This window comes from Acinetobacter sp. 797_lipA (assembly GCF_058243025.1).
The window spans coordinates 2,077,201-2,103,714 of record NZ_JBZAYQ010000001.1 but is presented as its reverse complement, the minus strand read 5'-3'; the positions used below and the strand labels follow the sequence as shown (position 1 = coordinate 2,103,714).

The following is a 26,514-nucleotide window of genomic DNA, read 5'->3' as shown; positions in this document are numbered from 1 at the left end:
ACTGGACTCAGTTTTATTTCGTCGTATTGGCTTTCACAATTTGGTCAAATACACCACCATTTTCAAAGTGCTGTTTTTGTACCTTGGTCCAACCGCCAAATTCTTTATCAATGGTCACCAACTTCAACGGTTTGAATGTGGCTGCATATTTTTTCAAGACAGTTGCATTACGTGGGCGATAGAAGTTTTTCGCCGCAATTTCCTGTCCAGCAGGTGAATACAAATAGTTGAGATATGCTTTCGCCAGATTCAGATTGCCGTCTTTTTCCGCATTCTTTTCAACAATGGCAACAGGTGGTTCTGCCAAAATAGATAAGGAAGGCGTCACGATTTCAAATTTACCCGGTTGTTCACGAATTGCTAAGTGCGCTTCGTTTTCCCATGCTAAGAGAACGTCACCGATACCGCGTTCAGCAAAGGTTGTGGTTGCGCCACGTGCACCTGAATCCAGCACTTTGGTATTTTTATAAATTTTACGCACGAATTCTTGTGCTTTTGCATCGTTACCCGCATGTTGATGTTTCGCCCAAGCCCAAGCTGCTAAGTAGTTCCAGCGTGCACCACCTGAGGTTTTTGGATTTGGTGTAATAATGCCAACACCCGGCTTCACGAGGTCACCCCAGTCTTTAATGCCTTGTGGGTTACCTTTACGGACGAGGAACACGATAGTTGAAGTATATGGGGTCGAGTTATTGGGTAATTTCTTTTGCCAGTTGGTCGGTAAAAGTTTTGCTTTTTCAGCAATTACATCGATATCTGCTGCAAGAGCAAGTGTCACAACATCTGCACCTAAACCATCAATCACTGAACGGGCTTGTTTACCCGAGCCGCCGTGAGACTGTTTGAAGTTAATGTCTTGTCCTGTGCGTTGTTTCCAATAAGCGCCAAACTGTTTGTTGACATCTTCATAGAGTTCGCGTGTTGGATCATACGACACGTTAAGGAAATCTTTTGCTGCAACACCAAAAGAAGTGACTGAAACTAGCGCTGCTAGTACCCCAATTTTTAACTTAGATAAGCTCATGTGAGACCTCAAATTTTAAACGTTCTTAAACATGAGGCAAGAATACTGTGAGTCTTATTGCTAAAAAAATAATAAAAAATGAATTTTATATGAATAAAAAAGAAAAAGAGTTCAGCTTAGAATTCATTAAACTAAAACAGAAAATTGTTTCAGGGTAGATTGGCATGTATTGCTATAAAAATGCACAAGAAATCAAACGAATAGAATTATTAGATCGTGCATTTCACTATGGAGATGGTTGTTTTAGTACAGCGCGTATCCGTGAGGGTGTGATTGAGCTAGAGTCTCTACATATAGCACGCTTGAAATTGGCCTGTGAAAGACTGTTGTTGTCAGCAGATTTAGCCTTTATTCAGCACAGCATCGTGCAATTAAAACAAACCCATGCACACTTAAACGGAACGCTGAAAATTATTATTAGTCGGGGTGAAGGGCAGCGCGGTTATAGTTTGCCAACACATTCTGCTGACATTTGGGTTTTTTTCTATCCGCAAGCATCAGAGGCTTTTACATACAGCGAAATTGATTCAGGGGTACTGCAACATGCGATGGGGTTAAGTATGCCGCAAATGGTGGGTGTGAAAAGTTTAAACCGTTTAGAACAAGTTTTACTCAAGCATGAGGCAGAACAACACGGTTGGTTGGAAGCTTTGGTCACAGATGTGCAAGGTTCTGTCGTTGAAGGTGTGAGCAGTAATTGTTTCATTCTGCTAAATGATCGATGGATTAGTCCCGAACTTCGTTATAATGGCGTACATGGTGTCATGCGTGCCGAAATATTGGCACGGATGCAGCAACAAGGCATTAGCTGTGAACTGAGAATGATTGATATGGAAGAAATTCCACGCTTTCAAAGTTTATTTTTCTGCAATGCCTTGAGTCCTATGAAAATAGCCAAAAGTTTGAATCATCAGCATTTAGATGTTCAGCCGTGTATAGATTTGTTCCATCGTCTTCAACTTAATCAGATGTAGTAGTATGTCCGCAGCCAAAACCAAATCGAAAAAGAAAACGCAACCACCCCAACGAAAAATGAAAGGGTTGTTATTGATTGCTGTGAGCATCATTGTTTTATTGATGATTGTACTGTGGTCGAGTTTATTTAAATCCTATCCTGTCGAAGGTAAAAAGCAGTTATTGGCAATTAGCTCTGGCGATACCTATTCCGGTTTTATTGATCGCTTAGCCAAAGAAGACATGGCTAGTTTTCCTATTATTTTAAAGCTTTACCAAAAAATATTTATTCATGACACCTTGAAAGCCGGTGTTTATGAAGTGCGTGAAGGTATGAGTATTCGCCAAGTTTTGGATATGATTTCCAATGTCGATAATGCCGAGATGAACCGTATATTGGTGATTGAGGGGACGACCTTTAAACAGTTGATCGAGGCGTTGAAAAAGGATGCGTTGGTTAAAAAGGAAGTTTCCAATTTACCCATGGATCAGCTTTTAAAAGCCTTAGATATTCCTTATACGCATGCTGAAGGGCTTTTTGCCCCCGATACTTACTTCTTCGCCAAAGGGGAGTCAGACAAAAAAATCTTAATGGATTTATACAAACGCCAAATGAAAGCTTTAGATGAAGCTTGGGCAAACCGTGCGGCAAATTTGCCGTATAAAGATAAATACGAAGCCTTGATCATGGCCTCTATCATTGAAAAAGAAACCAATGTTGACCGCGAACTGGAGCAAGTTTCAGGTGTGTTTGCGCGTCGTCTTCAACTCGGCATGCGTTTGCAAACGGACCCAACGGTGATTTATGGCATGGGCGATAAATATACAGGCAATATTACCCGCCAAGACTTGCGTACTCCAACAGCCTATAATACTTATACCATCAATGGTTTACCTCCTACGCCAATTGCTTTACCAAGTAAAAAAGCCATTGAAGCTACCATGCACCCAGATAACAGCAAAAACATCTACTTTGTTGCAACGGGCAATGGTGGGCACACATTTAGTGAGACTTTAGAGCAGCACAACCAAGCTGTAAAAGAATATCTCAGCGTTTTAAAAACCAAGAAGGATGAATAGATGTTTATTAGTTTTGAGGGCACAGAAGGTGTCGGTAAAACCACACTGATTCGCAAAATTTATGAGCATCTAGAGCAACAAGGTCAGAGTGTTGTTTTAACGCGTGAGCCAGGTGGTACACCGATGGCTGAGCAAATTCGTTCGCTACTATTGTCTGTCAATCATGAAGAGTCGATGTCGAATGATACTGAACTGCTACTGATGTACGCGGCTCGTGCACAGCACTTACAGCAAGTGATCATGCCTGCTTTAACGGAACATAAAACCGTATTGTGTGACCGTTTTACCGATGCCAGCTTTGCTTACCAATGCGCAGGACGTGGTTTAAGCCAGTCGAAGCTGCAACTGCTGAATGATCACTTTGTCAGCCATATGCCGAATATTACATTTTGGCTTGATGCTCCGATTGAGACAGGCATGTCTCGTGCGCGGGAAAGGGGAGCTTTGGACCGTTTTGAACAAGAAAAAGTCACGTTCTTTGAAAAAGTCAGAGCAGGTTATCAGCAGTTATGGGAACAATATCCTGAGCGGGTCAAACGCTTGGATGCGACCCAGTCACCAGAGCAGGTTTTTGCACAAGCGCTGCAATATTTAAACTAAAAAATAAGCCAGAAATGTTATTTCATGCTGTAGTGAAATGCATTTTTCTTTTATAGTCAGTGACAAAGGACTGAATGTTGAAGGAAAAATGAAAAGTAACTTAACTGAGATTGTGGCTTTTTTAGAAAAGGAATTCCCGCAAAGTTTAGAAAAATGTCGTATCGAATCTGTGACTGAGCGCGCAGCAACAGTCGTGTATCAGGTAGATGAGCGCGATTTGAGACCGGGTGGGACGGTTTCAGGCCCAACCATGATGACTCTTGCAGACTATGCATTGTATATCGCCATTTTAGGGGAAATTGGGCTGGTCGGTTTAACCGTGACCACCAATTTATCGGTCAACTTTCTAAGTAAACCCGCAGCTTCAACAAATATCCGCGGTGAATGTAAGTTAATGAAAGTTGGCAAAGCATTGGTGGTTGGGGATGTGTGGTTGTATTCAGTGGGTAAGGATGAACCCATTGCACATGTGGTGGGAACTTATTCTATTCCACGCAAATCCTAAAAAATGTCTGAATAAAAAAGCCTGACGAATCAGGCTTTTTTTAAATTAGTTATTCACTAAAGGGGTTTCAACTTTAAAATTTAAAGGGGTGAGTACGGTTTTACGCAGTTCATTCGACAGTTCAGGGTAATCTAAAGTGTAGTGTAGACCGCGCGATTCTTTACGCTGCATAGCACAGCGCACGATCATTTCAGAGACTAAAACTAAATTACGTAGCTCAATAAGATTTTTGCTGACTTGGTAATCTTGGTAATACTCGGTAATTTCTCGCTTCAACATTTCAATGCGGTGTAGCGCACGTTCAAGACGTTTCGTAGTACGCACAATGCCGACGTAGTTCCACATGGTTTGACGGAGTTCATCCCAGTTCTGCAAAATCACCACATCTTCATCAGGATTCATCACTTGTGAGTCATCCCAAGACGGAGCAGTTGGGGATTGGTAATTTGAATCAAAACTTTTTTCGATGTGTTCTGCTGCACTCATGCCATACACAAAACACTCTAACAGTGAGTTACTGGCCATACGGTTGGCGCCATGCAAGCCAGTATATGAGGTTTCCCCAATTGCATAGAGACCAGTAATGTCAGTTTGACTATGTTCATCAACCACCACACCGCCACAGGTATAGTGCGCAGCAGGAACAACAGGAATCATTTCCTTGGTAATGTCGATGCCGAGTTCAAGTAAGCGTGCGTACAGGGTTGGGAAATGTTCTTTAATGAAACTTTCGGGCTTATGGCTAATGTCGAGCCAAACGTGACGAATACCTAAACGTTTGATTTCATAGTCAATCGCTCGCGCCACAATGTCACGTGGAGCCAGTTCCGCACGTTCATCAAAACGCAACATAAAGCGTTCGCCATCGGGTAAGCGTAAATAGGCACCTTCACCACGCATTGCTTCAGTAATGAGGAAAGAGCGCGCTTGTGGGTGGTATAAACAGGTTGGGTGGAATTGGTTAAATTCCATATTCGCCACGCGACAACCTGCACGAAATGCCATGGCAATACCATCGCCCGTTGCAATGTCTGGGTTCGAGGTATACAGATAGGCTTTCATGGCACCGCCACACGCTAGCGCGGTGAAAGGGGCTAAAAAGGTATGTACTTTTTCAGTCTTTTCATCGAGTGCATAGAGGCCTAATGCACGATTTTGTTCTTCCAAGCCCAGTTTTTGAGAGGTAATTAAATCGATAGCGATGTAATTTTCAAAAATGGTGATGTTGTCTTTTTCAATTGCACGTTCAACTAAGGTAGTTGAAATGGCGCGACCTGTAGCATCTGCGGCATGAATAATACGGCGTTGAGAATGTCCACCTTCACGTGTTAGATGCAACTGTTCTTGATCATCAAGGGTAAACTGCACGCCGTGTTTCAGTAGAAAATCAACAGAAGGTTTACCGCCTTCAACGGTTTGCTTTACGGCTTCGGTCTCACACAAGTGAGCGCCCGCAATCATGGTGTCATCAATGTGCTGTTCGATGGAATCCGTTTCATCTAAAACAGCGGCAACGCCACCTTGTGCATAGAAGGTACTTGCATCGGTCAGGTTTGATTTTGCAAGAACAGCAATATTGAAATGTTGAGGCAACGATAAGGCTAAGCTCAGGCCTGCACCGCCACTTCCCACAATAATCACATCAAAATGATGTGTTGTGTTTAAATTAGACATGTCCATCAGCTAATTTGGAAAAAGTTCGCTAATGACAGCGCTTTTTTCACGAAAAGGCAAGGGTAAAATCTCTACAATTGATGGGAAATATAAATAAAGAACGTATTTTTTAAGCAAATTTTAAGCTCTTGTTTATACAAACATAATAGAACATATTATTACCCAAGATAGACAAAGATTATGCTAAAAACGCTAATACATAAATTGATAACAAACATATAGGTCAATACTTGATATGAAAAGTCGCGCGATACAAACTGGTTTTTTTGCTGTTGCATGCACAATGGTTACGGTGCAAACACAAGCAGCACCTGTTGATTTCTCAAACTTGGTTGAGCAAGTCAGCCCTGCTGTAGTTAGTGTAAATGTGGTTAAAAAGATGACTCAAGAAGAGTTACTGCAGCAGCAAATACCTGAGATTTTGAAGCGTTTTTTTGGTAATCAAGTCATTATTCCGCAGCAGCAAGCGCCGCAAGAAAAAACGGCTTATGGCAGCGCATTTTTTATTAGTAAAGATGGGTATTTACTGACAAATCACCACGTCGTAGAAGATGCATCGAAAGTCACGATTATGTTTAATGACCGTCGTGAACTGGATGCGACTGTGGTGGGGAGTGATGAACGAACGGATGTGGCCTTGCTTAAGGTGAATGGTGCGAATTTTCCATCACTCCGTGCAGGCAATGTTGATCAACTGCGTGTAGGCGAACCTGTGCTTGCGATCGGTTCACCGTTTGGTTTCGACTATTCTGCTTCAGCGGGAATCGTGAGTGCGAAAATGCGTAATATGATGGGGGAGACATCGGTACCCTTCATTCAAACCGATGTGGCTCTCAACCCAGGAAACTCAGGTGGTCCGTTATTTAACCAGCAGGGTGAAGTGGTTGGAGTGAACTCGCGTATCTTCAGTGGTACGGGCGGTTATATGGGGCTGTCTTTCTCGATTCCCATTGATGTCGCAATGGATATTGCTGACCAACTTAAGAAAACAGGCAAAGTTACGCGTTCTTATTTAGGGTTTAATCTACAAGATCTAGACCGCAATTTGGCAGAGTCTTATAATTTGCCAAAACCAGAAGGTTCATTGATTACCAATGTTCAGCCGAATTCACCTGCGCAGAAAGCGGGACTAAAAGCAGGCGATATTATTTTAAAATTCAATGGAACGCCGATTTCACGGACCTCTGAGTTATTGAACTATTTAAATCGTACTATGCCAAATCAAACGGTACAGCTTGAAGTATTGCGTGATGATAAAAAGCGTAATATATCGGCAACATTAACCACTGCACCGGATGACACACCTGCAAAATCAGATACAGTTACACAAAGTAAAGGGCCTGTCTTAGGTATTGCTATCCGAAATTTAGCACCTGCTGAATTGTCACAACTCAATGTGAAAGGTGGTGTGTTGATTCAAGAAGTGAAACGTGGCGGCGCAGCAGCACAGTCAGGTATGGCGGCTGGTGATGTGGTCACTCACATTAATAGTAAAGTCGTAAAAGACACCAATGATTTTGTCCAAGCGGCATCTGAATTGAAAAAAGGTCAGGTTGCCCGCGTTGGAATTATCCGACAAGGCACACCAGCCATTTTAGGGATGCGCATCCAATAAGCGAGAAAAAGCCACTCTTCGGAGTGGTTTTTTATTTTTTGCAATTTGATGATGTCTGTTATTTGCGTACACTGCCATCTTCATAGGGATATTTAGATTCAATAGAGTGTTTATGAGTAGTATTTTTGACTTAAGGCTTCAGGTGCAAGCAGAACATATCGACCAGTTAGGCCATGTGAATAACGTAGTTTATATGCATTGGATGCAGGATGTCGCAACGGCACATATTGATGCATTGGGCTTAGGCTTAAAAGAATATATCGAGTTAAAACATGCCATGGTTGCAGTTGAGCATCATGTGCAGTACAGAAAAGCGGCATTTGAAGAGGATGAAATAATCTTACGTACATGGTTTGACGATATAAACGCATTATATTCATCACGCCAATATGTGTTTTATAGACCCAAAGACAATAGCATTTTATTTGTTGCTCAAACTAAGTGGGCTTGCGTAGAGATTGAAACAGGACGTGCGAAACGTATGTCACCAAGTTTTACTCAAGCTTACCAACCGCTTGCAAAAGATGTGAATGCCCTAGATTTTTCAATGGATTATTCAAAAAGTCCAGTGAAAAGCGAAAACAGGTAAAAAAGCGTCAGAGTTGTGAAAAGGAAGCGTATTAATATGGATACTTTAAAAAAACCATCTGTTATAATCCTTTGCAATTTCTATTCGGCTTTTGTTGTGCATCGAAATTTGTCTGCATAACGCTTCATTTTGTTCAAGGTAGCCCATGGCGCAAGCTAAAAAATCTGTTGATATTAAAAATATCCGTAATTTCAGTATTATTGCTCACATTGACCACGGGAAGTCAACGCTCGCTGACCGCTTTATTCAAACTTGTGGTGGTTTGCAAGATCGTGAAATGCAAGCTCAAGTACTTGACTCCATGGAACTTGAACGTGAGCGTGGTATTACCATTAAAGCTGCGTCGGTTACTTTGTATTACACCCATTCAAATGGTCAAGAGTATCAATTGAACTTTATTGATACACCAGGGCACGTCGACTTTTCATATGAAGTGTCACGCTCATTGGCGGCTTGTGAAGGTGCATTGTTGGTTGTGGATGCAGCACAAGGCGTGGAAGCACAGTCAGTTGCGAACTGTTATACCGCAATTGAGCAAGGTCTCGAAGTCCTTCCTGTATTGAATAAAATTGATTTACCACAGGCTGAACCTGAACGTGTGATTCAAGAAATTGAAGACATCATTGGTATTGAGGCGACTGAAGCACCAACCTGTTCGGCAAAAACAGGTCTTGGGATTGATAGCGTTTTAGAAACCCTTGTTAATGTCATTCCTGCACCTACTGGTGATCGTAATGCGCCATTACAAGCTTTAATTATCGACTCTTGGTTTGATAACTACTTAGGCGTTGTTTCTTTGGTGCGGGTGAAAGAAGGTCGTGTGCGTAAGGGCGACAAGATGTTGATGAAATCAACAGGTCAAACGCACATCATTACTTCTGTGGGTATTTTCAATCCTAAGCATACTGAGACAGACATCCTTGAAGCGGGTGAAGTTGGTTTCGTAATTGCAGGGATTAAAGACATTTTTGGTGCGCCAGTGGGTGATACGATTACCCTTGCCAACACACCAGAAGTCAAAACCTTACCGGGCTTTAAAAAAGTGAAGCCGCAGGTTTATGCAGGTTTGTTCCCAATTGATTCAAGTGAATTTGAACCGTTTCGTGAAGCTTTGCATAAACTTCAGATCAATGACTCGGCGTTATTCTTTGAACCTGAAAGTTCAGATGCTTTAGGTTTTGGTTTCCGTTGTGGCTTCTTAGGCATGCTACATATGGAAATCGTGCAAGAGCGTTTAGAGCGTGAGTATGATTTAGACCTCATTTCATCTGCACCGACAGTGATTTATGAAGCGGTGATGAAGAATGGTGAAACGATTTATATCGATAGCCCATCTAAAATGCCAGATGGTTCAACGGTTGAAGACTTACGTGAGCCGATTGCTGAGTGCCATATCCTTGTACCGCAAGAGTATTTGGGTAATGTCATGACTTTATGTGTGGAACGCCGTGGTGTTCAAAAAGACATGAAGTTTATGGCGAACCAAGTTTCAATTACCTTTGAAATTCCAATGGCGGAAGTGGTGATGGACTTCTTTGATAAATTGAAGTCGTGTTCACGTGGTTTTGCGTCGCTCGATTATAACTTTGTACGTTTTGAAAGTTCATCATTGGTAAAAGTCGATGTTCTAATCAATGGCGATAAAGTCGATGCCTTGGCAATGATTTGTCACCGTCAAGATGCCCGTCACCGTGGTATTGCATTGGTTGAAAAAATGAAAGATTTGATTCCACGTCAAATGTTTGATGTGGCAATTCAAGCGGCCATTGGCGCACAAATTATTGCTCGTTCAACCGTAAAGGCAATGCGTAAAAACGTATTGGCGAAATGTTATGGTGGTGACGTTTCTCGTAAGAAGAAACTGCTATCGAAGCAAAAAGAAGGTAAAAAACGCATGAAACAAGTGGGAAGTGTAGAAATCCCACAAGAAGCGTTCTTGGCTGTGTTGAAAGTAGAAAGATAAAAAGGTAGGAATATAAGCCCATGGATTTTGATTTTAATTTGATACTTGTTCCTGTCACACTAATTTTCTTTTTGGTGTGGTTGCTCGATAAATTTGTATTTAAACAACGAGCGACGAAAGGCAAGGGAAATGAAAATTTTGTCATTACATGGGCTTATGATTTCTGGCCAGTCCTTGCGATTGTTCTATGCTTACGTTCATTCTTTTATGAACCTTTTAATATTCCTTCAGACTCGATGGTGCCGACTTTAGAAACGGGTGACTTCATCTTGGTCAACAAGTTTGACTATGGTGTGCGCCTGCCGATTGTGAATAAAAAAGTGATTGATGTGGGTGAGCCTGAGCGTGGTGATGTGATTGTCTTCCGTTATCCACCGCAACCGACGATCAGCTATATCAAACGTGTAGTTGGTATTCCTGGCGATCACATTGTTTTTGATCATGGCCAATTAACCATTAATGGTCAAAAAGTTGCTAAGGTTCCTGTTGAATTTAGTCGTGAAAAAGACCGTTTAGATACGCCTACTTCGATATATCATAAAGAAACCATTGGCAAGCATACCTTTACCATGCGTGAGTTAGAAGGTGTTAATGTTGCACGCCAAGCGCCCTATATTAACTTTGTAGAAAATGGTAAATACTCTGCTGAAAATGGTTTATATTGGGAAGTGAAAGTAAAAGAAGGTGAGTACTTTGCGATGGGGGATAATCGCGACCAAAGTGCTGACAGTCGTTTCTGGGGAATGGTTCCTGAACAGAACCTAACAGGTCGTGCATTTTATATTTGGATGCATAAAGAACCTGGCTTTAAGTTGCCGTCATTTAACCGTAACGGTAGCATTGACTAATATCGATTCGGAAAATAAAAAATGCACAAGAATCAACAAGGGGCATCTTATATCGCCATTTTATTTGCAATCATGGGGTTTGCATTTATGGCGAAAGTGGCAATTGCAGTTTGGGCTCCCTATTTTGATGATCGGATGATCAATAGCCAAATTGAGGAAGTATTTCAAAGCAGCCCGAAAAATATTCAGCCCGCGGAGTTTGAGAGTCAGCTTTCAAAGCGTTTGGATATGAATGGCATTCGTGATGTGAAGATTAAAGAAATTATGCAAGTCACCAATACCGAAGGGTTGCAGGTGAAAAAGGAGTATGAGGTAAGAAAACCCTTCTTACTGAATATAGATTTAGTATTAAAGTTCGAGAAAAGTTTTGATCAAAGCTCAGTCCAAGCTAAGTGAAGCCCGCTTAGCGAGCCGTATCGGTTATCAGTTTAAACAACCTGAATTACTTCAGCTTGCACTGACCCACCGATCGGTGAGCCACAAATACAACTATGAGCGCCTAGAGTTTCTAGGCGATTCTTTGTTAGGGATGATTATTGCAAATTATCTCTACAAAGCTTATCCAACTGAGAACGAAGGCCGTTTGACGCGTATGCGTGCAACCTTGGTTCGTCAGGAAGCTTTAGGTAAGATTGCAAATGATTTAAAACTGAGCCAGTCACTCATCTTAAGTACAGGTGAGTTAAAATCAGGTGGACATCATCGCGAGTCCATCCTTGCGGATACGGTTGAATCTATTATTGGTGCAATCTATGTGGATTGTAGTGATTTAACGGTGTTGGAGCCGATTGTGTTAAAATGGTACGAGCCATATTTAGACCATATCGAGCCAACCGATCAACTTAAAGATCCTAAATCTCGTTTACAAGAATATCTTCAGGCACGAAAAAAAGCTCTCCCAGTTTATGATGTGGTCGATATTCAAGGCGATGCACCCAATCAGCATTTCAAAGTGGAGTGTAAAGTGGATGGATTGTCTGTTGTAATGGGTGAGGGTACCAGTCGCCGTTTTGCTGAACAAGCTGCTGCGGCGGATATTTTAAAACTTTTGGAGCAGTAATCTGCCATGTCAAATTCTTCCGATCACATCGATGCTGATCACGAGTCGCAAAGCGACAGTAATGATTTAATTAGCCAATTTTTTAGCGAACAAGGCACAGAAATCCCAACGGATTTTCGTAGCGGCTTTGTGGCAATTGTCGGTCGTCCAAACGTAGGCAAATCTACGTTGATGAACCATTTGTTGGGTCAAAAATTATCGATTACTTCACGTAAACCACAAACCACACGTCATAAAATTGTGGGAATTGATTCACGTGCAAAATCTCAAGCGGTATTTGTTGATACACCAGGGATGCATAAAAAAGAAGTACGCGCCATCAACAAAATGATGAACCGTGCTGCGTCTTCTGCATTGCGTGATGTCAACTTGGTATTGTTTGTTCTAGATGCAGACAAGTGGACTCAAAACGATGAGCTCGTTTTGGAAAAACTCAAAAATGCAGAGATGCCAGTGATTCTTGTGATCAATAAAATTGATACACTTGAAAATAAAAACCATGCATTACCTTTGATTCAACAGCGTGCAAAATTAATGAATTTTGCTGAGATTGTTCCTGTTTCTGCACTACGTGGTGCAAACTTAGACCATCTGCGCGATACCATTGAAAAATATTTACCTTTCCAATCACCGATGTATTCATTGGATCAACTGACAGATCGTTCTGAGCGTTTCTTGGCATCAGAAATTATCCGTGAAAAGATTATGCGTCAGTTGGGTGAAGAGCTACCTTATGATTTAACCGTGCAAATTGAGTCGTTTAAGACTGAAGAAGCAACGGTGAATGAAAAAACAGGTCGTCCAAAACCAGCGTGTACATACATTGATGCAACGATTTTTGTAGACCGCCCAGGCCAGAAAGCAATTGTGATTGGTGAAAAAGGCGCTAAGCTTAAGAAAATCGGTATGGATGCCCGTATCGATATGGAAAAAATGTTTGAACAAAAGATCATGCTGACGCTTTGGGTTAAAGTGAAAGGTGGTTGGTCTGATGATGAACGTGCATTGAAAAGCTTAGGTTATAGCGATATCTAAGTTTTAAGAAAACAAATTTTTATAGGGATGGTGTTATGGTCAAAATGTTCGCAGTAATGGCTTGTATGTTGTTTTTGCAAGGTTGTGTACACAAGATCGTCACCGTTCCTGTAAAGATTGCGTATAAAACCACAAAAGGCGTGGTGAAAGGAACCGCAGCGGTGGTTGGTGCTGTTATCCCAGATGGGGATGATGAAGACAGCGAACATAATGATAAAGATAAAAAAGATTAGTTAATTTCTCATGCGCAATGAAGTACTGCATGGTTATTTAATTCACCATAGAAAATACCGTGAACGTAGTCATATTGTGCATTTATTTACCCAAGAGCATGGGCGAGTTGATGGCATTCTAAGGCAAACCCCGCCGCCACAATATCAGCCGATTTGTTTACAAGCTTCGGGTAAATCTGAACTCAAAAATTTTACAAAACTTGAAATTGTCAATCAGCCGATTTTTTTCTTCGGGGATGCTTTTTTTTCAGGTTTTTATCTCAATGAGATCCTACTCAGGCTGTGTCCGCTCGAAGTACAAATGGAGCAAAGTTTTGCTCAATATGCGCATACGCTAACGCAATTACAACAACTAGCGCAGCAAGCCGATCCTAATCAATTTTTAAAACAAATTCTAAGGCAGTTTGAGCACGAACTGCTGGAAGATTTGGGCTATGCCTTAGATTTTTCAACTGATGCCAATCAACTCGAAATTCAAGCATCACTCAACTATATATTCCAGCTGAATGAAGGCTTTATTCCTACTGCACAAGCTTCGCGAGCGACCTTAAACGGACAGCAAATTTTAAGCATGTGCCAATATGAAAAGGGTAGGGATTTTGGTTTGGAACAGTTACAATTACTGACCAAGTTGTATCGACAAATGATCAGTTCATTGTTGGGCGATCGCCCCTTAAAAAGTCGTCAGTTGTGGATTCAGAACACTCAAACTCAATCGTAATTAGGAAATGAATATGGCTGCATTACTTGGTGTAAATATTGACCACGTGGCAACTTTACGACAAGCGCGTGGGACTTCTTATCCAGATCCAGTCAATGCAGCACTGATCTGTGAGCAAGCGGGTGCAGAAGGTATTACTTTGCATTTACGTGAAGACCGTCGTCATATTCAGGACGATGATGTGCGTCGTATGCGTCCAGTGCTTAAAACACGTATGAATTTAGAGTTGGCAGTTACAGATGAAATGATTGCGTTTGCCAAAGAAATTAAACCGCATCATGTGTGTTTCGTTCCTGAAAAGCGCCAAGAAGTGACGACTGAAGGTGGTTTGGATGTGGTTGGACATTTTGACGATGTCAAAGCGGCGACTCAAGCCTTGTCTGAGATTGGCTGTGATGTGTCCTTGTTTATTGATGCTGACTTTGCACAAATTGATGCAGCAGTTGCTTGTGGTGCACCAACCATTGAAATTCATACAGGCGCTTATGCTGATGCAGAAACTCCTGAAGCTCAGCAACATGAGCTTGAACGCATTGTCAAAGGTGCCGAATATGCAGCATCTAAAGGTTTAGTGGTGAATGCTGGGCATGGACTCAACCTTGAAAATGTGACCCCAATTGCACAAATTCCACAGATTCATGAATTAAACATCGGACATTCATTGATTGCCGATGCTATTTTCGTCGGATTGGAACAAGCTGTACGCGAAATGAAAGCAGTGATTAAAGCTGCACGTTAATTTTAAAGTTTTTAAGATTTGAATATGTCGAATATCAATTATGATGAACTCATGAAGCCCGTCATGGACTTCTTGGGCTGTGAAACACCAAAAGCTTGGTTGGCTGAAGCACTGACTAATCTTGATGTGCTGATGCAAGACCACGCGAATTGTGAGAAGAAAGCTGCAGGTACAGCGATGAACCTCATGTTTCGTTATAGCTTTTTTACAGATTTGCAAGTCAAGCTTGCACAACTGGTTCGTGAAGAAATGCTGCATTATGAGCAAGTGCTTGAATTTATGAAAAAGCGCGGGCTAGAGTGGAGCAATCTGAGTGCTGGTCGTTATGCGGGTGGTTTACGTAAAGAAGTGCGGACTTATGAGCCTGAGGCTTTAATTGATATTTTAATCATTGGTGCCTTTGTAGAAGCACGCTCTTGTGAGCGTTTCTACGCGTTAGCACCTTTGGTGGATGATGAGTTGGGTCGTTACTATCGCTACTTGCTAAAGTCTGAATCACGCCATTTTGAAGACTATTTGGCTTTGGCTTTAGAGGTTGCGCAAACGGGGAAATTGAAAAATCCGAAAGAAGATATTCAAGCCCGTATTGATCATATCCGTAATGTTGAAAAAGATCTGATTAGCACACCTGATGATGTATTCCGTTTCCATAGTGGTGTGCCTGCGGAAGCGGCTTAGGAATAAAGCGGGTGAATGCTACAGTTTGTAGACTGTTCGAAGTTGCAGATTCTCAGTGTAGATAATTCTGACTCATTAAAAAGCCTAATCTTTATCGATTGGGCTTTTTAATCAAAGGGGGGTAGATATGATGTATTGAGAGCTGTAATTTCTTTCAATAAAATCGCGAAATATGAGTCAGTGGCATGAGTGATTTGAGTAGGTGTGCTTAGAATTTTGACGATGATTTATTGTACTTTTTATATCTTCCACGTTCCACATCATGAAAAATGGTTACATCAGAAAGAGTATTTCGCAAAGTCTCAGAGACATGACTTAATTGGGTTGAAAGATCTATTTTCTTAAAAATATTTTTAATGATTGGCTGTGGTAGGTGAATAAAAATTAAAAATAAGCTGTCATTTTACTCATAATGATTACATCCAGTAGAAATATCTTCATAAGCAGGATCACTAAAACTAAGCTGGTATTCCTAATCTTTTTGCCCTTTCCATTTTTTCATTTCAATTGCTGTCATCGGGAAGTGATCTGGACGAACATCCACATGTGTTTTAAATGTGCTCATGATTTTTCTTGTGAATCTTTTTTTAGGATTTCTTAAGATAAGTGATTTTTCGAGAATAGTTTAGTTCTGGCTTTCTGTTGGGTTTAGCTGGAAGATTTACATCTTAAGCAGCGAAATTTTTAAGACATAGAAAAAGAAGAAAGCCCACGACTTATGGTGTGGGCTTTCTAGAATTTGGCTCTCCAACCTGGGCTCGAACCAGGGACCTGCGGATTAACAGTCCGTCGCTCTACCGACTGAGCTATTGGAGAATCTGCAGGCGATTATAAGGACATTTCATAGAGGGTCAAGTCTAAAATGTCATGTTGCTGTCATTTTTATATTGGATGCTTTTTATTTGAACAAAAAAATCATTTTCAAAAAAAATCGTATTGAAGTGCTTGCAATGTTGAAAAGTCGTTGATAGTCTGATTTCAACAACAGAGCGTTTAAGTGAAAACTTAAACAGTGTGGATTTATAACCAACTTGCCAGCACTAAAATGGCTAAACAGGAGAAAGCGAATGAATACGCTTACCATTTCCGATATTTTTGCAAACCTAGCTGATTATCAAGATCAGTATCTCTCTATTATTTCAAACCCTGAACAATACTATACCCCTGTAGAGTCTGCCTATATTGATGTTTGGCCAGTCGGTTGTACAGACTTGTATTTGGGTGATTTATTACAACTTTGGTTTAGTGAGCGTTGGCTGGTCAACAGTCCTTGTCAGTTGCTTTCAACACAGTCGACGAGTACTCTTAAAAGAACTGTGAAGCGAGAGCATGATCTGTATTTGTATCAGTTGTCAGGCAGTGCTTTATCAGGCAGTAATCGTTCAAAAGTCTGGTCTGCTGCTGAAGGTAAAAGTTTAGACGTGAGTTTAGATAGTGCGTTTAAATACTATTGTATTTATAAAGGGGCTGAGCGTCCCGAAGTCTCAAAATTGCAGACGCTGAAGACGTTTAAAACCGCAATTTGATCTGTCATGCTGAAGTAAAGTTTGCTTTGGCGTAAAAAAGGCACTGAAATTTATCAGTGCCTTTCGTTTTTAGGGACGAATAATCATACATGTGGCTGTGGCATGGGCGTAGAGTTTACCGTCTTCATCTACAATTTTACCTTCAGAAATACCTAAGTTCTTACTGATGTTGATCACGCTGCCGATGGCAAGTAGTTCTTTGTCTCTTGGAATTGGTCGGCACATTTTAATATTCAGATCAATGGTGCCATAGCCAACACCAGCTTCAAGCATAGTATGTACGGCACAACCCGTCACTGAGTCGAGTACTGTTGCTGCAAAGCCACCATGCACGCCACCAAGCGGGTTTAAATGACGATGATCCGCTTTTGCTTTAAAGCTAATTTTCCCTTCAGAAACTTCAAAAGGCTGCATGGGAATGGTTTCACTGATACTTGCGGGTGGAATTTTTCCTGTACACATGGCTTCTAAGAGTTGTAGTCCTGTCATTTCTTTGGGATTCATCTTGTTCATTCCTATATTTATCTATGAGTTCCTTTTTGGAACTTGTTATCTAATTAAGCAAAATTCACTCTTTTCGTCAATATAGAGCATTGGATTGATCAGTACAAAATCAACGAAATCGTAATCACGGATTGAGATGATGTTGCGAACGGATTTCATGTAAAGAGTGTAAGCGTATTCATTTTGATGATTTGAGTGTTGATAGAACGGAGCAGCCTAAACGTGGGCATTGTTTTAATGTGGTGCACAAAATTTATACACTCTTTGTTTTTTATTTATATATAAGATAAACAAGGTTTTAGTAATTTTATACAGTCTTCACATGGAGAAGGAACTCACAATGAACGTGTCCTGTTTATGCGGTAAAACTAAGTTCCAAGCCGCACTCAAAAATCATGATGTGCATGCTTGTCATTGTTCGATGTGCCGCCAGCAGTCGAGCGGGGTACTCATGAGTATTGATGTCGAACCCAGTAGTTTAAAGTTTGACAATCAAGAATATTTAAAATTATTCAAGTCATCGGATTGGGGGGAGCGTGGTTTTTGTAGCGAATGTGGCACGTCACTTTTTTGGCGAACTCAGGACGGCAGCTATTGCAATATCAATGTGTTTGCGATGGAAGAACAGCCAAAAGATTTAAAACTTACAACAGAAATTTATATTGATAATAAGCCTGATTTTTACCAATTCAAGTATTCTACAGAGCAACTCACGGAAGCTGATGTGATTGCTTTATTTTCACCAGATGATGCTAAATAATAAGGTATTCAGGTTGAATCATCTGAGTTGCACATTGATATTGCTGATAAATTTCATGAGAAAAACTCTCTAGATTTAATAAGATATATCTAAAGCAGGCTGTTGAATAAGGATGCTCAAACATGCTGCTTAAAATTTCCATTGCAATGTTGGCCTTTGCAGCCAATTCGGTGCTATGTCGTTTAGCGTTGGCTGAGCAGCAGATTGATCCGATGAGTTTTAGCTTGCTTCGGGTATGTAGCGGTGCAATGGTGTTATTTCTACTGTATATGCTCTCTACTCATAAGGCCAAAATAGAGTGGAGTATAAAAAATGGATTTTTTCTTGCCTTATATATTGTGGCTTTTTCGCTGGCCTATTTGCATATTGATGCGGGTGTAGGTGCATTACTACTGTTTGGGACAGTGCAGTTAAGTATGGTCAGTTATGGCCTGTGTCATGGTGAAAAAATCAATTTGCGACGCGGGTTTGGGTTGTCGATTGCTATTTTAGGTCTTTTGATTTTATTGCTCCCAGGGTCTTCGGCACCTCCTTTGGGTTATGCTGCATTGATGGTGCTTTCAGGCATAGGTTGGGCGATGTATAGCATCGCAGGTAAAAATATGCATAATCCACTGGCCAGTAGTTTGGCAAATTTTGTAGTGGCGATTCCTTTTGTTGTCTTGGTCTATTTGTTGTTTTACACACAGAGTTTTATTAACCCAAAGGGTATGCTGTTGGCACTCTTATCTGGTGGTTTGGCATCGAGTGGAGCATATGTACTTTGGTATGCCATAGTGAAGAAAATTGATCGGGTCACGGCCAGTAGCGTGCAATTGTCCGTGCCATGTTTGGCGATTCTGGGTGGGGCATTGTTTATTGGTGAAGCGTTGAGCTTCCGAATCATTATTTCTGCGACGATTATTCTGGCAGGCATTGCCTTGGTGATTTCGGCGTCATCTAGCAACAAAGACGTAGATACAATAGATTCTGCTGGTACTACACGGCTCTAAAATTATTTAAATGGGCTTAAGAGCAAATTTTTCAGATTTTGTTTAAAAATAAAAAACCCGCGAAGTTCGCGGGTTTTTCTAATCTAACTTTAAAGGGTTAAATTATTTTTCAGCAGCAATTGAAGCAATCGCAGCATCTACGCCTTCGATTGAATCAGCCGCTTTCTTGATACGTGCAAGCGCATCTACAAGTACTTCATCAGCAGTTGCATAAGAAATACGCATGAAACCACCTAAACCGAATGCATCACCAGGAACTACGGCAACGCCAGTTTCTTCCAATAACCATTCAGAGAATTCTGTGCAAGATTTTAAGCCCTTCGCACGAATTAATGGACGGATGTTTGCATATGCATAGAATGCACCATCAGCAGGTAAGCAAGAAATACCGTTGATGTCGTTCAAACCGCTAACAACTAAGTCATGACGGCGTTTGAATGCTTCAATCATTGGCTCAAGAACGTCTTGAGGGCCATTCAACGCAGCTTCAGCAGCAACTTGTGAAATAGAAGTTGGGTTTGAAGTTGATTGCGATTGGATTTTTTTCATTGCGCCAATAAGCTTAGCAGGGCCCGCTGCATAGCCAATACGCCAGCCAGTCATTGCATACGCTTTAGACACACCGTTTAACACGATTGTGCGGTCATAAAGGTCTGGTGCAACTGTTGCGATGTTGTAGAATTCGTCATCCCAACGGATTGGTTCGTACATATCGTCAGAAGCGATGTAAACTTCAGGGTATTTACGAAGAACGTCAGCCAAAGCTTCTAATTCAGCTTTAGTGTAGATCATACCTGTTGGGTTTGATGGGCTGTTTAAAACCACTAAACGAGTTTTGTCTGTGATCGCAGCTTCAAGTTGAGCAGGTGTGATTTTGAAACGTTGTTCTTCACCACATTTTACAATAACAGGAACACCTTCAGCGATAATAACCATGTCTGGGTAACTTACCCAAAATGGTGCAGGGATGATCACTTCATCACCTTTGTTTAACAAAGCTAATGCTAAGTTAAAGAATGACTGCTTGCCGCCGCAAGAAACCAAAATTTGGTTTGCAGCATAATCAAGGTTATTGTCACGCTTGAATTTTGCAATAATCGCTTTTTTAAGGCCAGGCGTACCATCTACAGCGGTGTACTTTGTGAAACCGTTGTTAATCGCTGCAATTGCTGCATCTTTGATGTGTTGTGGGGTGTCGAAGTCAGGTTCACCTGCGCCCAAGCCAATAACGTTCTTGCCAGCCGCTTTTAATTCAGCAGCTTTGTTGGTAACAGCAAGAGTTGGGGACGGTTTGATGGCATTCACACGATCAGAGAGACGTACGTCCACGGCAGTATTCCTTCTTATAGGGTTTAAAAAATAAAAAGCACACTATCTTAGCTTAAAAAACTCAAGCAAGGCGTTTAAAAACACAGATTTTCTGCAAAAAACATAAAAAAAATTCAATTTTGAATTAATGATTTCAAAAATGTACAGAATTAGGAAGTTTCTCGCATCTTTATGAAAAAAACTTTAAAATAAGCGCAATTTGATGAGAGTGATGGTCATGAGTAAGCAACAGCCTACTTCAAAAAAACCTTTGGTGAATCTCCCATTCCCAATGCCAAATGCTGAACAAAGTGCTGACGATGTTGCACATAATCAGGTTCGTCCAAAACCTGAACAATATGCAGATCGTACTTGGATGCCACCACGTGGCACCCGTCGTTCAATGGGTAAGCGTTGATTCGCCATTGAAATAAAAAAGCGCCCTTGTTAGGGCGCTTTTTTATTGATCATTCGTTGGGTTGTAATTGCTAACCCGTCGATCATTTTCTGCATAGTAGGTTTTTTTGTGTTCATACATCGCAGTGTCGGCACGTTTAAGCATATCTTCAACCCGCTCATTTGGCTGGCTGGTGGCAGTTCCAACCGACACACTAATAGGTTGATGATTGTTAAATTGGTTATCGACCATTAAAAGTTCATGCAAACTTTCAATACAATGGTTCAATGCGGCTTCATCGGCGGCAGGTAATAGCACCACAAATTCATCACCACCGATCCTTGAAGCAGAGTATTGCGTGTTTTCAATTAACTGATTCAGGGTATTACCCATACGGCGTAATAAGCTATCGCCTTGATCATGACCAAGGTTGTCATTGATGGCTTTTAAGCCATTCATATCTAGGAAAATACAAGACACAGGACGTAGGTTGTTGCGCTCAAGTCGGTTAATTTCAGTGCTGTAGAAAGAGCGGTTATAAAGTTTGGTTAAGACATCATGTTTGCCTAAGTACTCAAGATAATTTTCGGCTTTTTTACGTGCAGTAATATCGGTGAGTGCCAATTGAACCATACCCCAATCATCTTCGAAGCCTGGAAACACGGCAAAATGTAACAGCACATGGCGAATACTGCCATCGAGCGCGTAGTTGACCGCTTCGCAGTTATGTTGAATATTGCCATCCCATAGTTCGAGCAACTGATGTCGAAAGGTCTGTTGGGTTTCGTTCTGAAAGACTTTATGCAAATTTTTAAGTAAATGGTCTTTGTCACGTGCAGCAAACAAATCGAGTGTAGCTTGGTTGACATCGGTAACCATGATGTCTTTGAGACATTCATTAATAAAGTCATTGTGGACATCAAGGAAGGTTTTAAAGTCACCGATCCCTAAACGACGTAAATGATCTAAACGTGCTTTGACTCGGCTAAAGTCCTCAACCCAAAGCGAAGTAGGCGAGTATTGAAAACGTGCCTCAGCAATTAAACGACTTTTTTCTTCTAAACGTTGTGCATTGGCATAAGGCGTGATGTCTTCCGTGGTGATCAGAACCAACGAAAGATCGTGTTCATGACCGGGAAGTACTGTTCCGCGCAGTCGAATGTCAAGGCGATGACCTGTAAGCGTATAGTTTACAGCAGTATTTTCAAATACGGTCTCACCATTCCAAAGTGCGACCAGCTCATTTAAATGAGTGCTTGACATATCTGCTTTAAAAATTTGCGCAAGGTTTGCAGTTAAATCTTCAAAACTTTCGGCTTCAAATTGTTTTAAGGTTTGCGGGTTGACATGCAAGACTTTAATTTTATGCGCACAACTTAAAATACGTGATTTGTCTTCCAACAGAAAAGACGCAATATCTTCAACACCTTCACTCCGCCAAAGATCGAATTGTTTTTGTACTTCGCTAAAGTCTTCTAACCACATGGCAATGGGAGATAATTCAAAAATAGGAGAGTCCAATAATTGCATTTATATCTCGTTTTTATGTTGAAATTTAAAGCAGTATAAGCGCTAAAAAAACTTTTTAAAATAATGTGATAAAAAAAGTTATTTTTAAAATTTATGTGAGTTTATGGGGGATTTAGTCAAAAAATGCATATTTATTGCTTATGGAAAGTGCATAAGCTCCAATGGTTTTGGAGCTGAAAAGAGTGTGTATGCTGATAGTGATAAGCGCTAAATACTTTGAGGTCGATAGCGAAAAGTTTGTGATTGTTGATATTGATGGTCGCGCCAAAATAAATTGATTACTAACAGGTTTGGAATCAATATCATGAAGAATAAATACATCAAAAAATTGCTTCGTTGTTGTTGGTAGATGCGCATGAAGTCTTGGCTGCTGATGGTTGTGTTGTCCGTTGTGACCGATAACACCAAAACTTCTGGGTAGATAAACTGGCGACTGTCAGTGTAATAACGGATACTGACTTTTTGTTGTTGAAAGTTTTTTAAGAGTGGGCAGCTCTTAAAGCGATCCATAAAATTACAGACCAGTCTTAGTGGTTGCTGCTGAGAGGGTTCATTTAACACAACATCTTCATAATGTGATTTATTTCGCCCAGAGCCCACAGTGTAGCCATTTAATAGAATTTGTCCCTCGACGTGTTGTGGGGTGGGTAGGTGGTTTGCAATACGTACAGCCGAATAGTCAGTAAATTTGCTGAGACTGGAAAGTGCAAAAACATTAATAATGAAGAAGGGCGCCGTCATGAATAAAATATTTAAGAGGAGGTTGTTCTTTTTTGGTTGTTCGTTCTTTGTCTTTTTGAGGAAGGATAAGCATACAAGGACGATAAAGTAGACTGGGGATAGATTTATAAAATTAAAATCTTGAAACTGAGGCAGTTGATAAAATGCAATCAGCATGACAACGGCAACCACTATGCTAAAAACGGCATGCTTGTTTCTTCTGGATTTTAAGGCTTTAAGCTGTCTATTTGTTCTCATGATTTTTTTAAATTTTTGAAAAGTATGATTATGATTCAGAGTGTAAGTGAACCTTTAAAAGTTAAAAAGAGAAAAGCAGGAACAATATCGTCACCTTTATTTTTGTAGTAGTTGGCGATTGGGGATAGGGAAGATTCTAATAACTCTATTATTTTTAACGAAAAAAGCCAATCTGATGGATTGGCTTTTTTGAGAAGACTGGATTTAACGTGAGGCTTTTCGCGCACGATGTTCAGGCTTCGGTGGTGCGATTTCTCGTGTGCCTTGCCAAACTTCAATGAAGTCTTGTTCATTGATATTATAAAGTTCCAACAGCGCTAGAATGGCACCACCAAAAAGCATGCGCCCCTCCGCGTTGGTCTCAAAATCAAATATTTTCCCTGACAGCGCATGTAAAATATCTTCAATTTCAAACACACGATCGCGACCATTACTGTCGGTTGGATACATACGCGTGTTGAGGATAATTTTGGCTAAACTTTTTTCATTATCGGTTAAGGCCAAATGCTGAATCAGCATGTCATCATTTTGAGTGCTGAAAATCACAGCATCGTTAAAAATAGTATGCAAAAATTTTTTACTTAGGCGTGGCAGAGTTCTTTCCACAAATGGGCGAAATGATGCGGGGAAAATAACATTATGAGAAATGCCTTTAAACATAGGAGCAATTTCTTCAACTTTATAACCCGCAATACCACAGCCGATAGAGGTTAGAAAGTAAGTCATTTTAGGATGATTTTTGGTATAGATTTTAAAGTCATCAATATAGTGCTGAATTTGCGAGAGCGGCATTTGTTGTAAGTGTTCGTTCATGGTGGGAATGGCATAACTTTGCCCTGACCAACCACGTCCGACGCTTTTGATTGCGCCAAAGTGTTCAAGTGCAGTTCGGGCAGCGCCATCAGCATGTTGACCTGCCATGTTACTACCAAACACAAATACGGTATGTTCATCTAGGTTTTTGACGATGCTTTCGTCATGATATTGGTAAGTCATAGGCTCTGATTTTTCGCTCTTCTTCACTTCATGTTGCCCTTGAAATACGGGGGGGTCAAGTAAAAAATCTTTGTAATCTTTTCAGTAAATTACATTAAAAATCTAAAAGCAGGAATTGCTCGGGATTGAATCTGTTAAAATAGTCGGTTGAAGAAGCAAATCTTGGGATATGTCTGTGAGTGAGAAAAAACCTTTTGATTTAGTCACCAATTACCAACCCGCAGGTGATCAGCCGCAAGCCATCGAAAAGCTTGTTGCTGGAATAGAAAAGGGCTATCACGACCAGTTGTTACTTGGGGTTACGGGTTCTGGTAAAACCTATACCATGGCCAACGTGATTGCGCGGACGCAACGTCCGACCATTGTCATGGCGCATAATAAAACCTTAGCTGCACAGCTTTATGGTGAGTTCAAATCTTTCTTTCCGAACAATGCTGTCGAATATTTTGTTAGTTATTATGACTATTACCAACCTGAAGCCTACGTGCCATCTTCAGACACATTCATTGAAAAAGATTCAGCGATCAATGACCACATTGACCAAATGCGTTTATCTGCAACACGTTCGCTCTTAGAGCGTCGAGATGCAATTATTGTTGCTTCAGTTTCTGCTATTTATGGTTTGGGTGACCCTAATGCTTATATGAGCATGTTGCTACATATTGTACAGGGCGATCGTATCGCACGTGATGACATCATTCGTCGTTTGGTGGAAATGCAATATAGCCGTAATGAGCTTGAGTTTTTACGTGGTACCTATCGTATTCGTGGTGAAATTATCGATATTTTCCCTGCGGAATCAGACCAGCATGCGATTCGAATCGAATTGTTTGATGATGAAGTCGATTCGATTCGCTGGTTCGATCCACTGACAGGCAAACTGGTACGTAAAGTTCCGCGCGTGACAATTTACCCAAAAAGCCACTATGTGACACCGAAAGATAATTTAGAGCGCGCCATCGGCACGATTCGTGAAGAGTTAAAAGAGCGTTTAGGTTTCTTTCGTGCACATGACAAATTGCTTGAAGCACAGCGAATTGAGCAACGTACCCGTTATGATTTAGAAATGATGCAGCAGTTGGGCTATACCAACGGTATTGAAAACTATTCACGTCATTTATCCGGTCGTCCCGCGGGCGAAGCGCCGCCAACCTTATTTGATTATGTTCCTGATGATGCTTTGCTGATTATTGATGAGTCACACGTGACTGTGCCGCAAATTGGCGCGATGTATAAAGGTGACCGTTCGCGTAAAGAAAACTTGGTGAATTATGGTTTTCGTCTTCCTAGCGCACTAGATAACCGTCCAATGCAGTTTGAAGAGTGGGAACGGATTACGCCAGCAACGATTTATGTCAGTGCTACACCAGCCAAATACGAGCTTGAAAAAGCCGAGCAAATAGCTGAGCAGGTGGTTCGTCCTACAGGGTTGATTGACCCCGAAATTGAAGTACGTCCGGTATTGACTCAAGTTGATGATGTGTTGTCTGAGATCAATATCCGTAAAGATCTCGATGAGCGTGTCTTGGTTACCACCTTAACCAAACGTATGGCAGAAGATTTAAGCTCGTATTTAAAAGAGTATGGCGTCAAAGTTGCCTATCTGCACTCAGATATTGATACCGTTGAACGGGTGAAAATTATTCATGACTTACGTTCAGGTGTCTACGATGTTCTCGTCGGGATCAACTTACTACGTGAAGGCTTGGACATGCCTGAAGTGTCTTTAGTGGCTATCTTGGATGCAGACAAAGAGGGTTTCTTACGTTCTGAGCGCTCTTTGATTCAAACCATTGGGCGTGCAGCGCGTAATGTAAAAGGCAAAGCGATTTTATATGGTGATCGGATTACCGATTCGATGCAAAAAGCCATCGATGAAACAGCCCGTCGTCGTGAAAAACAAATGGCCTTTAATGAGCTGCATGGCATTATTCCGCGTAGCACCATCAGACAAAATAAAAAGGATATTGATACAGGCGAAGTGCTGACAGATGATCAAGTTGAAAGTGGTATCACAGATCAACACCAAACGCTCAGTGCAGATGAGCAGCACTTGCTATCCGATCCGAAACTTCTTGCCAAGCATTTAAGCAAGCTGGAAAAAGAAATGCTAAAAGCTTCTAAAGAGCTACAGTTTGAGCAAGCTGCACGTCTACGAGATGAAATTTTGCGCTTAAAAGCACAACTTCTAACCTAAGTTGCATT

Annotated in this window: 27 protein-coding genes and 1 tRNA gene; 20 read left to right on the top strand and 8 right to left on the bottom strand. The window is 41.0% G+C overall.

The genetic code is table 11. From position 1 onward, the window contains the following. Nucleotides 1–13 precede the first annotated feature (13 nt). Nucleotides 14–1,024, bottom strand: a complete 1,011-nt coding sequence (locus AC4CU2_RS10310) for a sulfate ABC transporter substrate-binding protein (protein ID WP_490768787.1) — start codon at nt 1,022–1,024, stop codon at nt 14–16. Between the two features lie 164 nt (nt 1,025–1,188). Between AC4CU2_RS10310 and pabC the strand changes: the two genes are divergently transcribed. The 4 genes from pabC to AC4CU2_RS10290 all read left to right on the top strand — a co-directional run bounded on the left by pabC (nt 1,189) and on the right by AC4CU2_RS10290 (nt 4,163). After that, entirely contained in the window at nt 1,189–1,998 is an 810-nt protein-coding gene (gene pabC / locus AC4CU2_RS10305; protein ID WP_287166060.1) for an aminodeoxychorismate lyase, read from the top strand. A gap of 58 nt (nt 1,999–2,056) precedes the next feature. Continuing rightward, complete coding sequence (gene mltG, locus AC4CU2_RS10300) at nt 2,057–3,058, top strand: endolytic transglycosylase MltG (protein WP_490769230.1); 1,002 nt, start codon at nt 2,057–2,059, stop codon at nt 3,056–3,058. Next, complete coding sequence (gene tmk, locus AC4CU2_RS10295; protein WP_490768786.1) at nt 3,059–3,658, top strand: dTMP kinase; 600 nt, start codon at nt 3,059–3,061, stop codon at nt 3,656–3,658. An 88-nt stretch (nt 3,659–3,746) separates the two neighbouring features. Further along, entirely contained in the window at nt 3,747–4,163 is a 417-nt protein-coding gene (locus AC4CU2_RS10290) for a PaaI family thioesterase (RefSeq protein ID WP_205666817.1), read from the top strand. Nucleotides 4,164–4,208: 45 nt separating this feature from the next. On the opposite strand, the gene nadB is transcribed toward AC4CU2_RS10290, so the two are convergent. Continuing rightward, nucleotides 4,209–5,843, bottom strand: coding sequence for an L-aspartate oxidase (gene nadB / locus AC4CU2_RS10285; RefSeq protein WP_490768785.1), 1,635 nt, complete (start codon nt 5,841–5,843; stop codon nt 4,209–4,211). 229 nt (nt 5,844–6,072) lie between these two features. Here nadB and AC4CU2_RS10280 point away from each other — a divergent pair, with 229 nt between their 5' ends. From AC4CU2_RS10280 to AC4CU2_RS10230, 11 genes are all read left to right on the top strand, one after another. Beyond that, nucleotides 6,073–7,452 (top strand): Do family serine endopeptidase, encoded by a 1,380-nt coding sequence (locus AC4CU2_RS10280; RefSeq protein WP_490737963.1) that lies wholly within the window; start codon nt 6,073–6,075, stop codon nt 7,450–7,452. Nucleotides 7,453–7,564: 112 nt separating this feature from the next. Beyond that, a complete protein-coding gene (locus AC4CU2_RS10275; protein ID WP_490768784.1) occupies nt 7,565–8,041 on the top strand; it encodes an acyl-CoA thioesterase in 477 nt (158 codons plus the stop codon). A 145-nt stretch (nt 8,042–8,186) separates the two neighbouring features. Then, nucleotides 8,187–10,004 (top strand): translation elongation factor 4, encoded by a 1,818-nt coding sequence (lepA, locus tag AC4CU2_RS10270; protein WP_490768783.1) that lies wholly within the window; start codon nt 8,187–8,189, stop codon nt 10,002–10,004. A 20-nt stretch (nt 10,005–10,024) separates the two neighbouring features. Next, nucleotides 10,025–10,852 (top strand): signal peptidase I, encoded by an 828-nt coding sequence (lepB, locus tag AC4CU2_RS10265; protein ID WP_004693669.1) that lies wholly within the window; start codon nt 10,025–10,027, stop codon nt 10,850–10,852. Between the two features lie 21 nt (nt 10,853–10,873). Further along, nucleotides 10,874–11,248, top strand: a complete 375-nt coding sequence (locus AC4CU2_RS10260; RefSeq protein WP_490768782.1) for a DUF4845 domain-containing protein — start codon at nt 10,874–10,876, stop codon at nt 11,246–11,248. Next, entirely contained in the window at nt 11,220–11,912 is a 693-nt protein-coding gene (gene rnc / locus AC4CU2_RS10255; RefSeq protein WP_058869418.1) for a ribonuclease III, read from the top strand. Before AC4CU2_RS10260 ends, rnc begins: the two co-directional genes overlap by 29 nt. A 6-nt stretch (nt 11,913–11,918) precedes the next feature. After that, a complete protein-coding gene (era, locus tag AC4CU2_RS10250; RefSeq protein WP_490768781.1) occupies nt 11,919–12,947 on the top strand; it encodes a GTPase Era in 1,029 nt (342 codons plus the stop codon). Between the two features lie 35 nt (nt 12,948–12,982). After that, nucleotides 12,983–13,180: an NF038104 family lipoprotein gene (locus tag AC4CU2_RS10245; RefSeq protein WP_490768780.1), complete on the top strand. Its 198-nt coding sequence runs from the start codon at nt 12,983–12,985 to the stop codon at nt 13,178–13,180. A gap of 10 nt (nt 13,181–13,190) precedes the next feature. Beyond that, nucleotides 13,191–13,901 (top strand): DNA repair protein RecO, encoded by a 711-nt coding sequence (gene recO, locus AC4CU2_RS10240; protein WP_004980401.1) that lies wholly within the window; start codon nt 13,191–13,193, stop codon nt 13,899–13,901. Between the two features lie 13 nt (nt 13,902–13,914). After that, nucleotides 13,915–14,640 (top strand): pyridoxine 5'-phosphate synthase, encoded by a 726-nt coding sequence (gene pdxJ, locus AC4CU2_RS10235; protein WP_062032398.1) that lies wholly within the window; start codon nt 13,915–13,917, stop codon nt 14,638–14,640. Between the two features lie 24 nt (nt 14,641–14,664). Then, nucleotides 14,665–15,318, top strand: a complete 654-nt coding sequence (locus AC4CU2_RS10230) for a MiaE family protein (protein ID WP_490768779.1) — start codon at nt 14,665–14,667, stop codon at nt 15,316–15,318. Between the two features lie 740 nt (nt 15,319–16,058). Here the strand turns inward: AC4CU2_RS10230 and AC4CU2_RS10225 are convergent. Further along, nucleotides 16,059–16,134, bottom strand: a tRNA-Asn gene (locus AC4CU2_RS10225). 251 nt (nt 16,135–16,385) lie between these two features. On the opposite strand from AC4CU2_RS10225, the gene AC4CU2_RS10220 reads away from it, so the two are divergent. Continuing rightward, nucleotides 16,386–16,844 carry a hypothetical protein gene (locus AC4CU2_RS10220; RefSeq protein WP_224466597.1) on the top strand — a complete coding sequence of 153 codons (459 nt, stop codon included), beginning with the start codon at nt 16,386–16,388 and terminating at the stop codon, nt 16,842–16,844. Nucleotides 16,845–16,913: 69 nt separating this feature from the next. Here AC4CU2_RS10220 and AC4CU2_RS10215 read toward each other — a convergent pair whose 3' ends face one another. Next, entirely contained in the window at nt 16,914–17,348 is a 435-nt protein-coding gene (locus AC4CU2_RS10215) for a PaaI family thioesterase (protein ID WP_062032408.1), read from the bottom strand. A 340-nt stretch (nt 17,349–17,688) separates the two neighbouring features. On the opposite strand from AC4CU2_RS10215, the gene AC4CU2_RS10210 reads away from it, so the two are divergent. Both AC4CU2_RS10210 and AC4CU2_RS10205 read left to right on the top strand, forming a co-directional pair. Further along, entirely contained in the window at nt 17,689–18,108 is a 420-nt protein-coding gene (locus AC4CU2_RS10210; RefSeq protein ID WP_148826274.1) for a GFA family protein, read from the top strand. A gap of 122 nt (nt 18,109–18,230) precedes the next feature. Then, nucleotides 18,231–19,100: a DMT family transporter gene (locus AC4CU2_RS10205; protein ID WP_490768778.1), complete on the top strand. Its 870-nt coding sequence runs from the start codon at nt 18,231–18,233 to the stop codon at nt 19,098–19,100. Between the two features lie 102 nt (nt 19,101–19,202). On the opposite strand, the gene AC4CU2_RS10200 is transcribed toward AC4CU2_RS10205, so the two are convergent. After that, entirely contained in the window at nt 19,203–20,429 is a 1,227-nt protein-coding gene (locus AC4CU2_RS10200) for a pyridoxal phosphate-dependent aminotransferase (protein WP_005399684.1), read from the bottom strand. A 217-nt stretch (nt 20,430–20,646) separates the two neighbouring features. On the opposite strand from AC4CU2_RS10200, the gene AC4CU2_RS10195 reads away from it, so the two are divergent. Further along, nucleotides 20,647–20,826 (top strand): hypothetical protein, encoded by a 180-nt coding sequence (locus tag AC4CU2_RS10195; RefSeq protein ID WP_004693646.1) that lies wholly within the window; start codon nt 20,647–20,649, stop codon nt 20,824–20,826. A gap of 42 nt (nt 20,827–20,868) precedes the next feature. Here the strand turns inward: AC4CU2_RS10195 and AC4CU2_RS10190 are convergent, their stop codons facing one another. The 3 genes from AC4CU2_RS10190 to AC4CU2_RS10180 form a co-directional block, all read right to left on the bottom strand. Further along, on the bottom strand, nt 20,869–22,335 hold the full coding sequence (locus tag AC4CU2_RS10190) for a sensor domain-containing diguanylate cyclase (protein ID WP_490768777.1): 1,467 nt from the start codon (nt 22,333–22,335) through the stop codon (nt 20,869–20,871). A gap of 207 nt (nt 22,336–22,542) precedes the next feature. Continuing rightward, entirely contained in the window at nt 22,543–23,076 is a 534-nt protein-coding gene (locus tag AC4CU2_RS10185) for a hypothetical protein (protein ID WP_490768776.1), read from the bottom strand. Nucleotides 23,077–23,517: 441 nt separating this feature from the next. After that, complete coding sequence (locus AC4CU2_RS10180) at nt 23,518–24,309, bottom strand: A1S_2505 family phage non-structural protein (RefSeq protein WP_490768775.1); 792 nt, start codon at nt 24,307–24,309, stop codon at nt 23,518–23,520. Between the two features lie 175 nt (nt 24,310–24,484). Between AC4CU2_RS10180 and uvrB the strand changes: the two genes are divergently transcribed. Continuing rightward, complete coding sequence (gene uvrB / locus AC4CU2_RS10175) at nt 24,485–26,506, top strand: excinuclease ABC subunit UvrB (RefSeq protein WP_490768774.1); 2,022 nt, start codon at nt 24,485–24,487, stop codon at nt 26,504–26,506. The last annotated feature ends 8 nt before the right edge of the window (nt 26,507–26,514 follow it).

Coding starts and splice junctions, on each gene's coding strand:
- AC4CU2_RS10310 (WP_490768787.1), bottom strand. CDS start 1,024: ATGAGCTTATCTAAGTTAAAAATTGGGGTACTAGCAGCGCTAGTTTCA.
- pabC (WP_287166060.1), top strand. CDS start 1,189: ATGTATTGCTATAAAAATGCACAAGAAATCAAACGAATAGAATTATTA.
- mltG (WP_490769230.1), top strand. CDS start 2,057: ATGAAAGGGTTGTTATTGATTGCTGTGAGCATCATTGTTTTATTGATG.
- tmk (WP_490768786.1), top strand. CDS start 3,059: ATGTTTATTAGTTTTGAGGGCACAGAAGGTGTCGGTAAAACCACACTG.
- AC4CU2_RS10290 (WP_205666817.1), top strand. CDS start 3,747: ATGAAAAGTAACTTAACTGAGATTGTGGCTTTTTTAGAAAAGGAATTC.
- nadB (WP_490768785.1), bottom strand. CDS start 5,843: ATGGACATGTCTAATTTAAACACAACACATCATTTTGATGTGATTATT.
- AC4CU2_RS10280 (WP_490737963.1), top strand. CDS start 6,073: ATGAAAAGTCGCGCGATACAAACTGGTTTTTTTGCTGTTGCATGCACA.
- AC4CU2_RS10275 (WP_490768784.1), top strand. CDS start 7,565: ATGAGTAGTATTTTTGACTTAAGGCTTCAGGTGCAAGCAGAACATATC.
- lepA (WP_490768783.1), top strand. CDS start 8,187: ATGGCGCAAGCTAAAAAATCTGTTGATATTAAAAATATCCGTAATTTC.
- lepB (WP_004693669.1), top strand. CDS start 10,025: ATGGATTTTGATTTTAATTTGATACTTGTTCCTGTCACACTAATTTTC.
- AC4CU2_RS10260 (WP_490768782.1), top strand. CDS start 10,874: ATGCACAAGAATCAACAAGGGGCATCTTATATCGCCATTTTATTTGCA.
- era (WP_490768781.1), top strand. CDS start 11,919: ATGTCAAATTCTTCCGATCACATCGATGCTGATCACGAGTCGCAAAGC.
- AC4CU2_RS10245 (WP_490768780.1), top strand. CDS start 12,983: ATGGTCAAAATGTTCGCAGTAATGGCTTGTATGTTGTTTTTGCAAGGT.
- recO (WP_004980401.1), top strand. CDS start 13,191: ATGCGCAATGAAGTACTGCATGGTTATTTAATTCACCATAGAAAATAC.
- pdxJ (WP_062032398.1), top strand. CDS start 13,915: ATGGCTGCATTACTTGGTGTAAATATTGACCACGTGGCAACTTTACGA.
- AC4CU2_RS10230 (WP_490768779.1), top strand. CDS start 14,665: ATGTCGAATATCAATTATGATGAACTCATGAAGCCCGTCATGGACTTC.
- AC4CU2_RS10220 (WP_224466597.1), top strand. CDS start 16,386: ATGAATACGCTTACCATTTCCGATATTTTTGCAAACCTAGCTGATTAT.
- AC4CU2_RS10215 (WP_062032408.1), bottom strand. CDS start 17,348: ATGAATCCCAAAGAAATGACAGGACTACAACTCTTAGAAGCCATGTGT.
- AC4CU2_RS10210 (WP_148826274.1), top strand. CDS start 17,689: ATGAACGTGTCCTGTTTATGCGGTAAAACTAAGTTCCAAGCCGCACTC.
- AC4CU2_RS10205 (WP_490768778.1), top strand. CDS start 18,231: ATGCTGCTTAAAATTTCCATTGCAATGTTGGCCTTTGCAGCCAATTCG.
- AC4CU2_RS10195 (WP_004693646.1), top strand. CDS start 20,647: ATGAGTAAGCAACAGCCTACTTCAAAAAAACCTTTGGTGAATCTCCCA.
- AC4CU2_RS10190 (WP_490768777.1), bottom strand. CDS start 22,335: ATGCAATTATTGGACTCTCCTATTTTTGAATTATCTCCCATTGCCATG.
- AC4CU2_RS10185 (WP_490768776.1), bottom strand. CDS start 23,076: ATGACGGCGCCCTTCTTCATTATTAATGTTTTTGCACTTTCCAGTCTC.
- AC4CU2_RS10180 (WP_490768775.1), bottom strand. CDS start 24,309: ATGACTTACCAATATCATGACGAAAGCATCGTCAAAAACCTAGATGAA.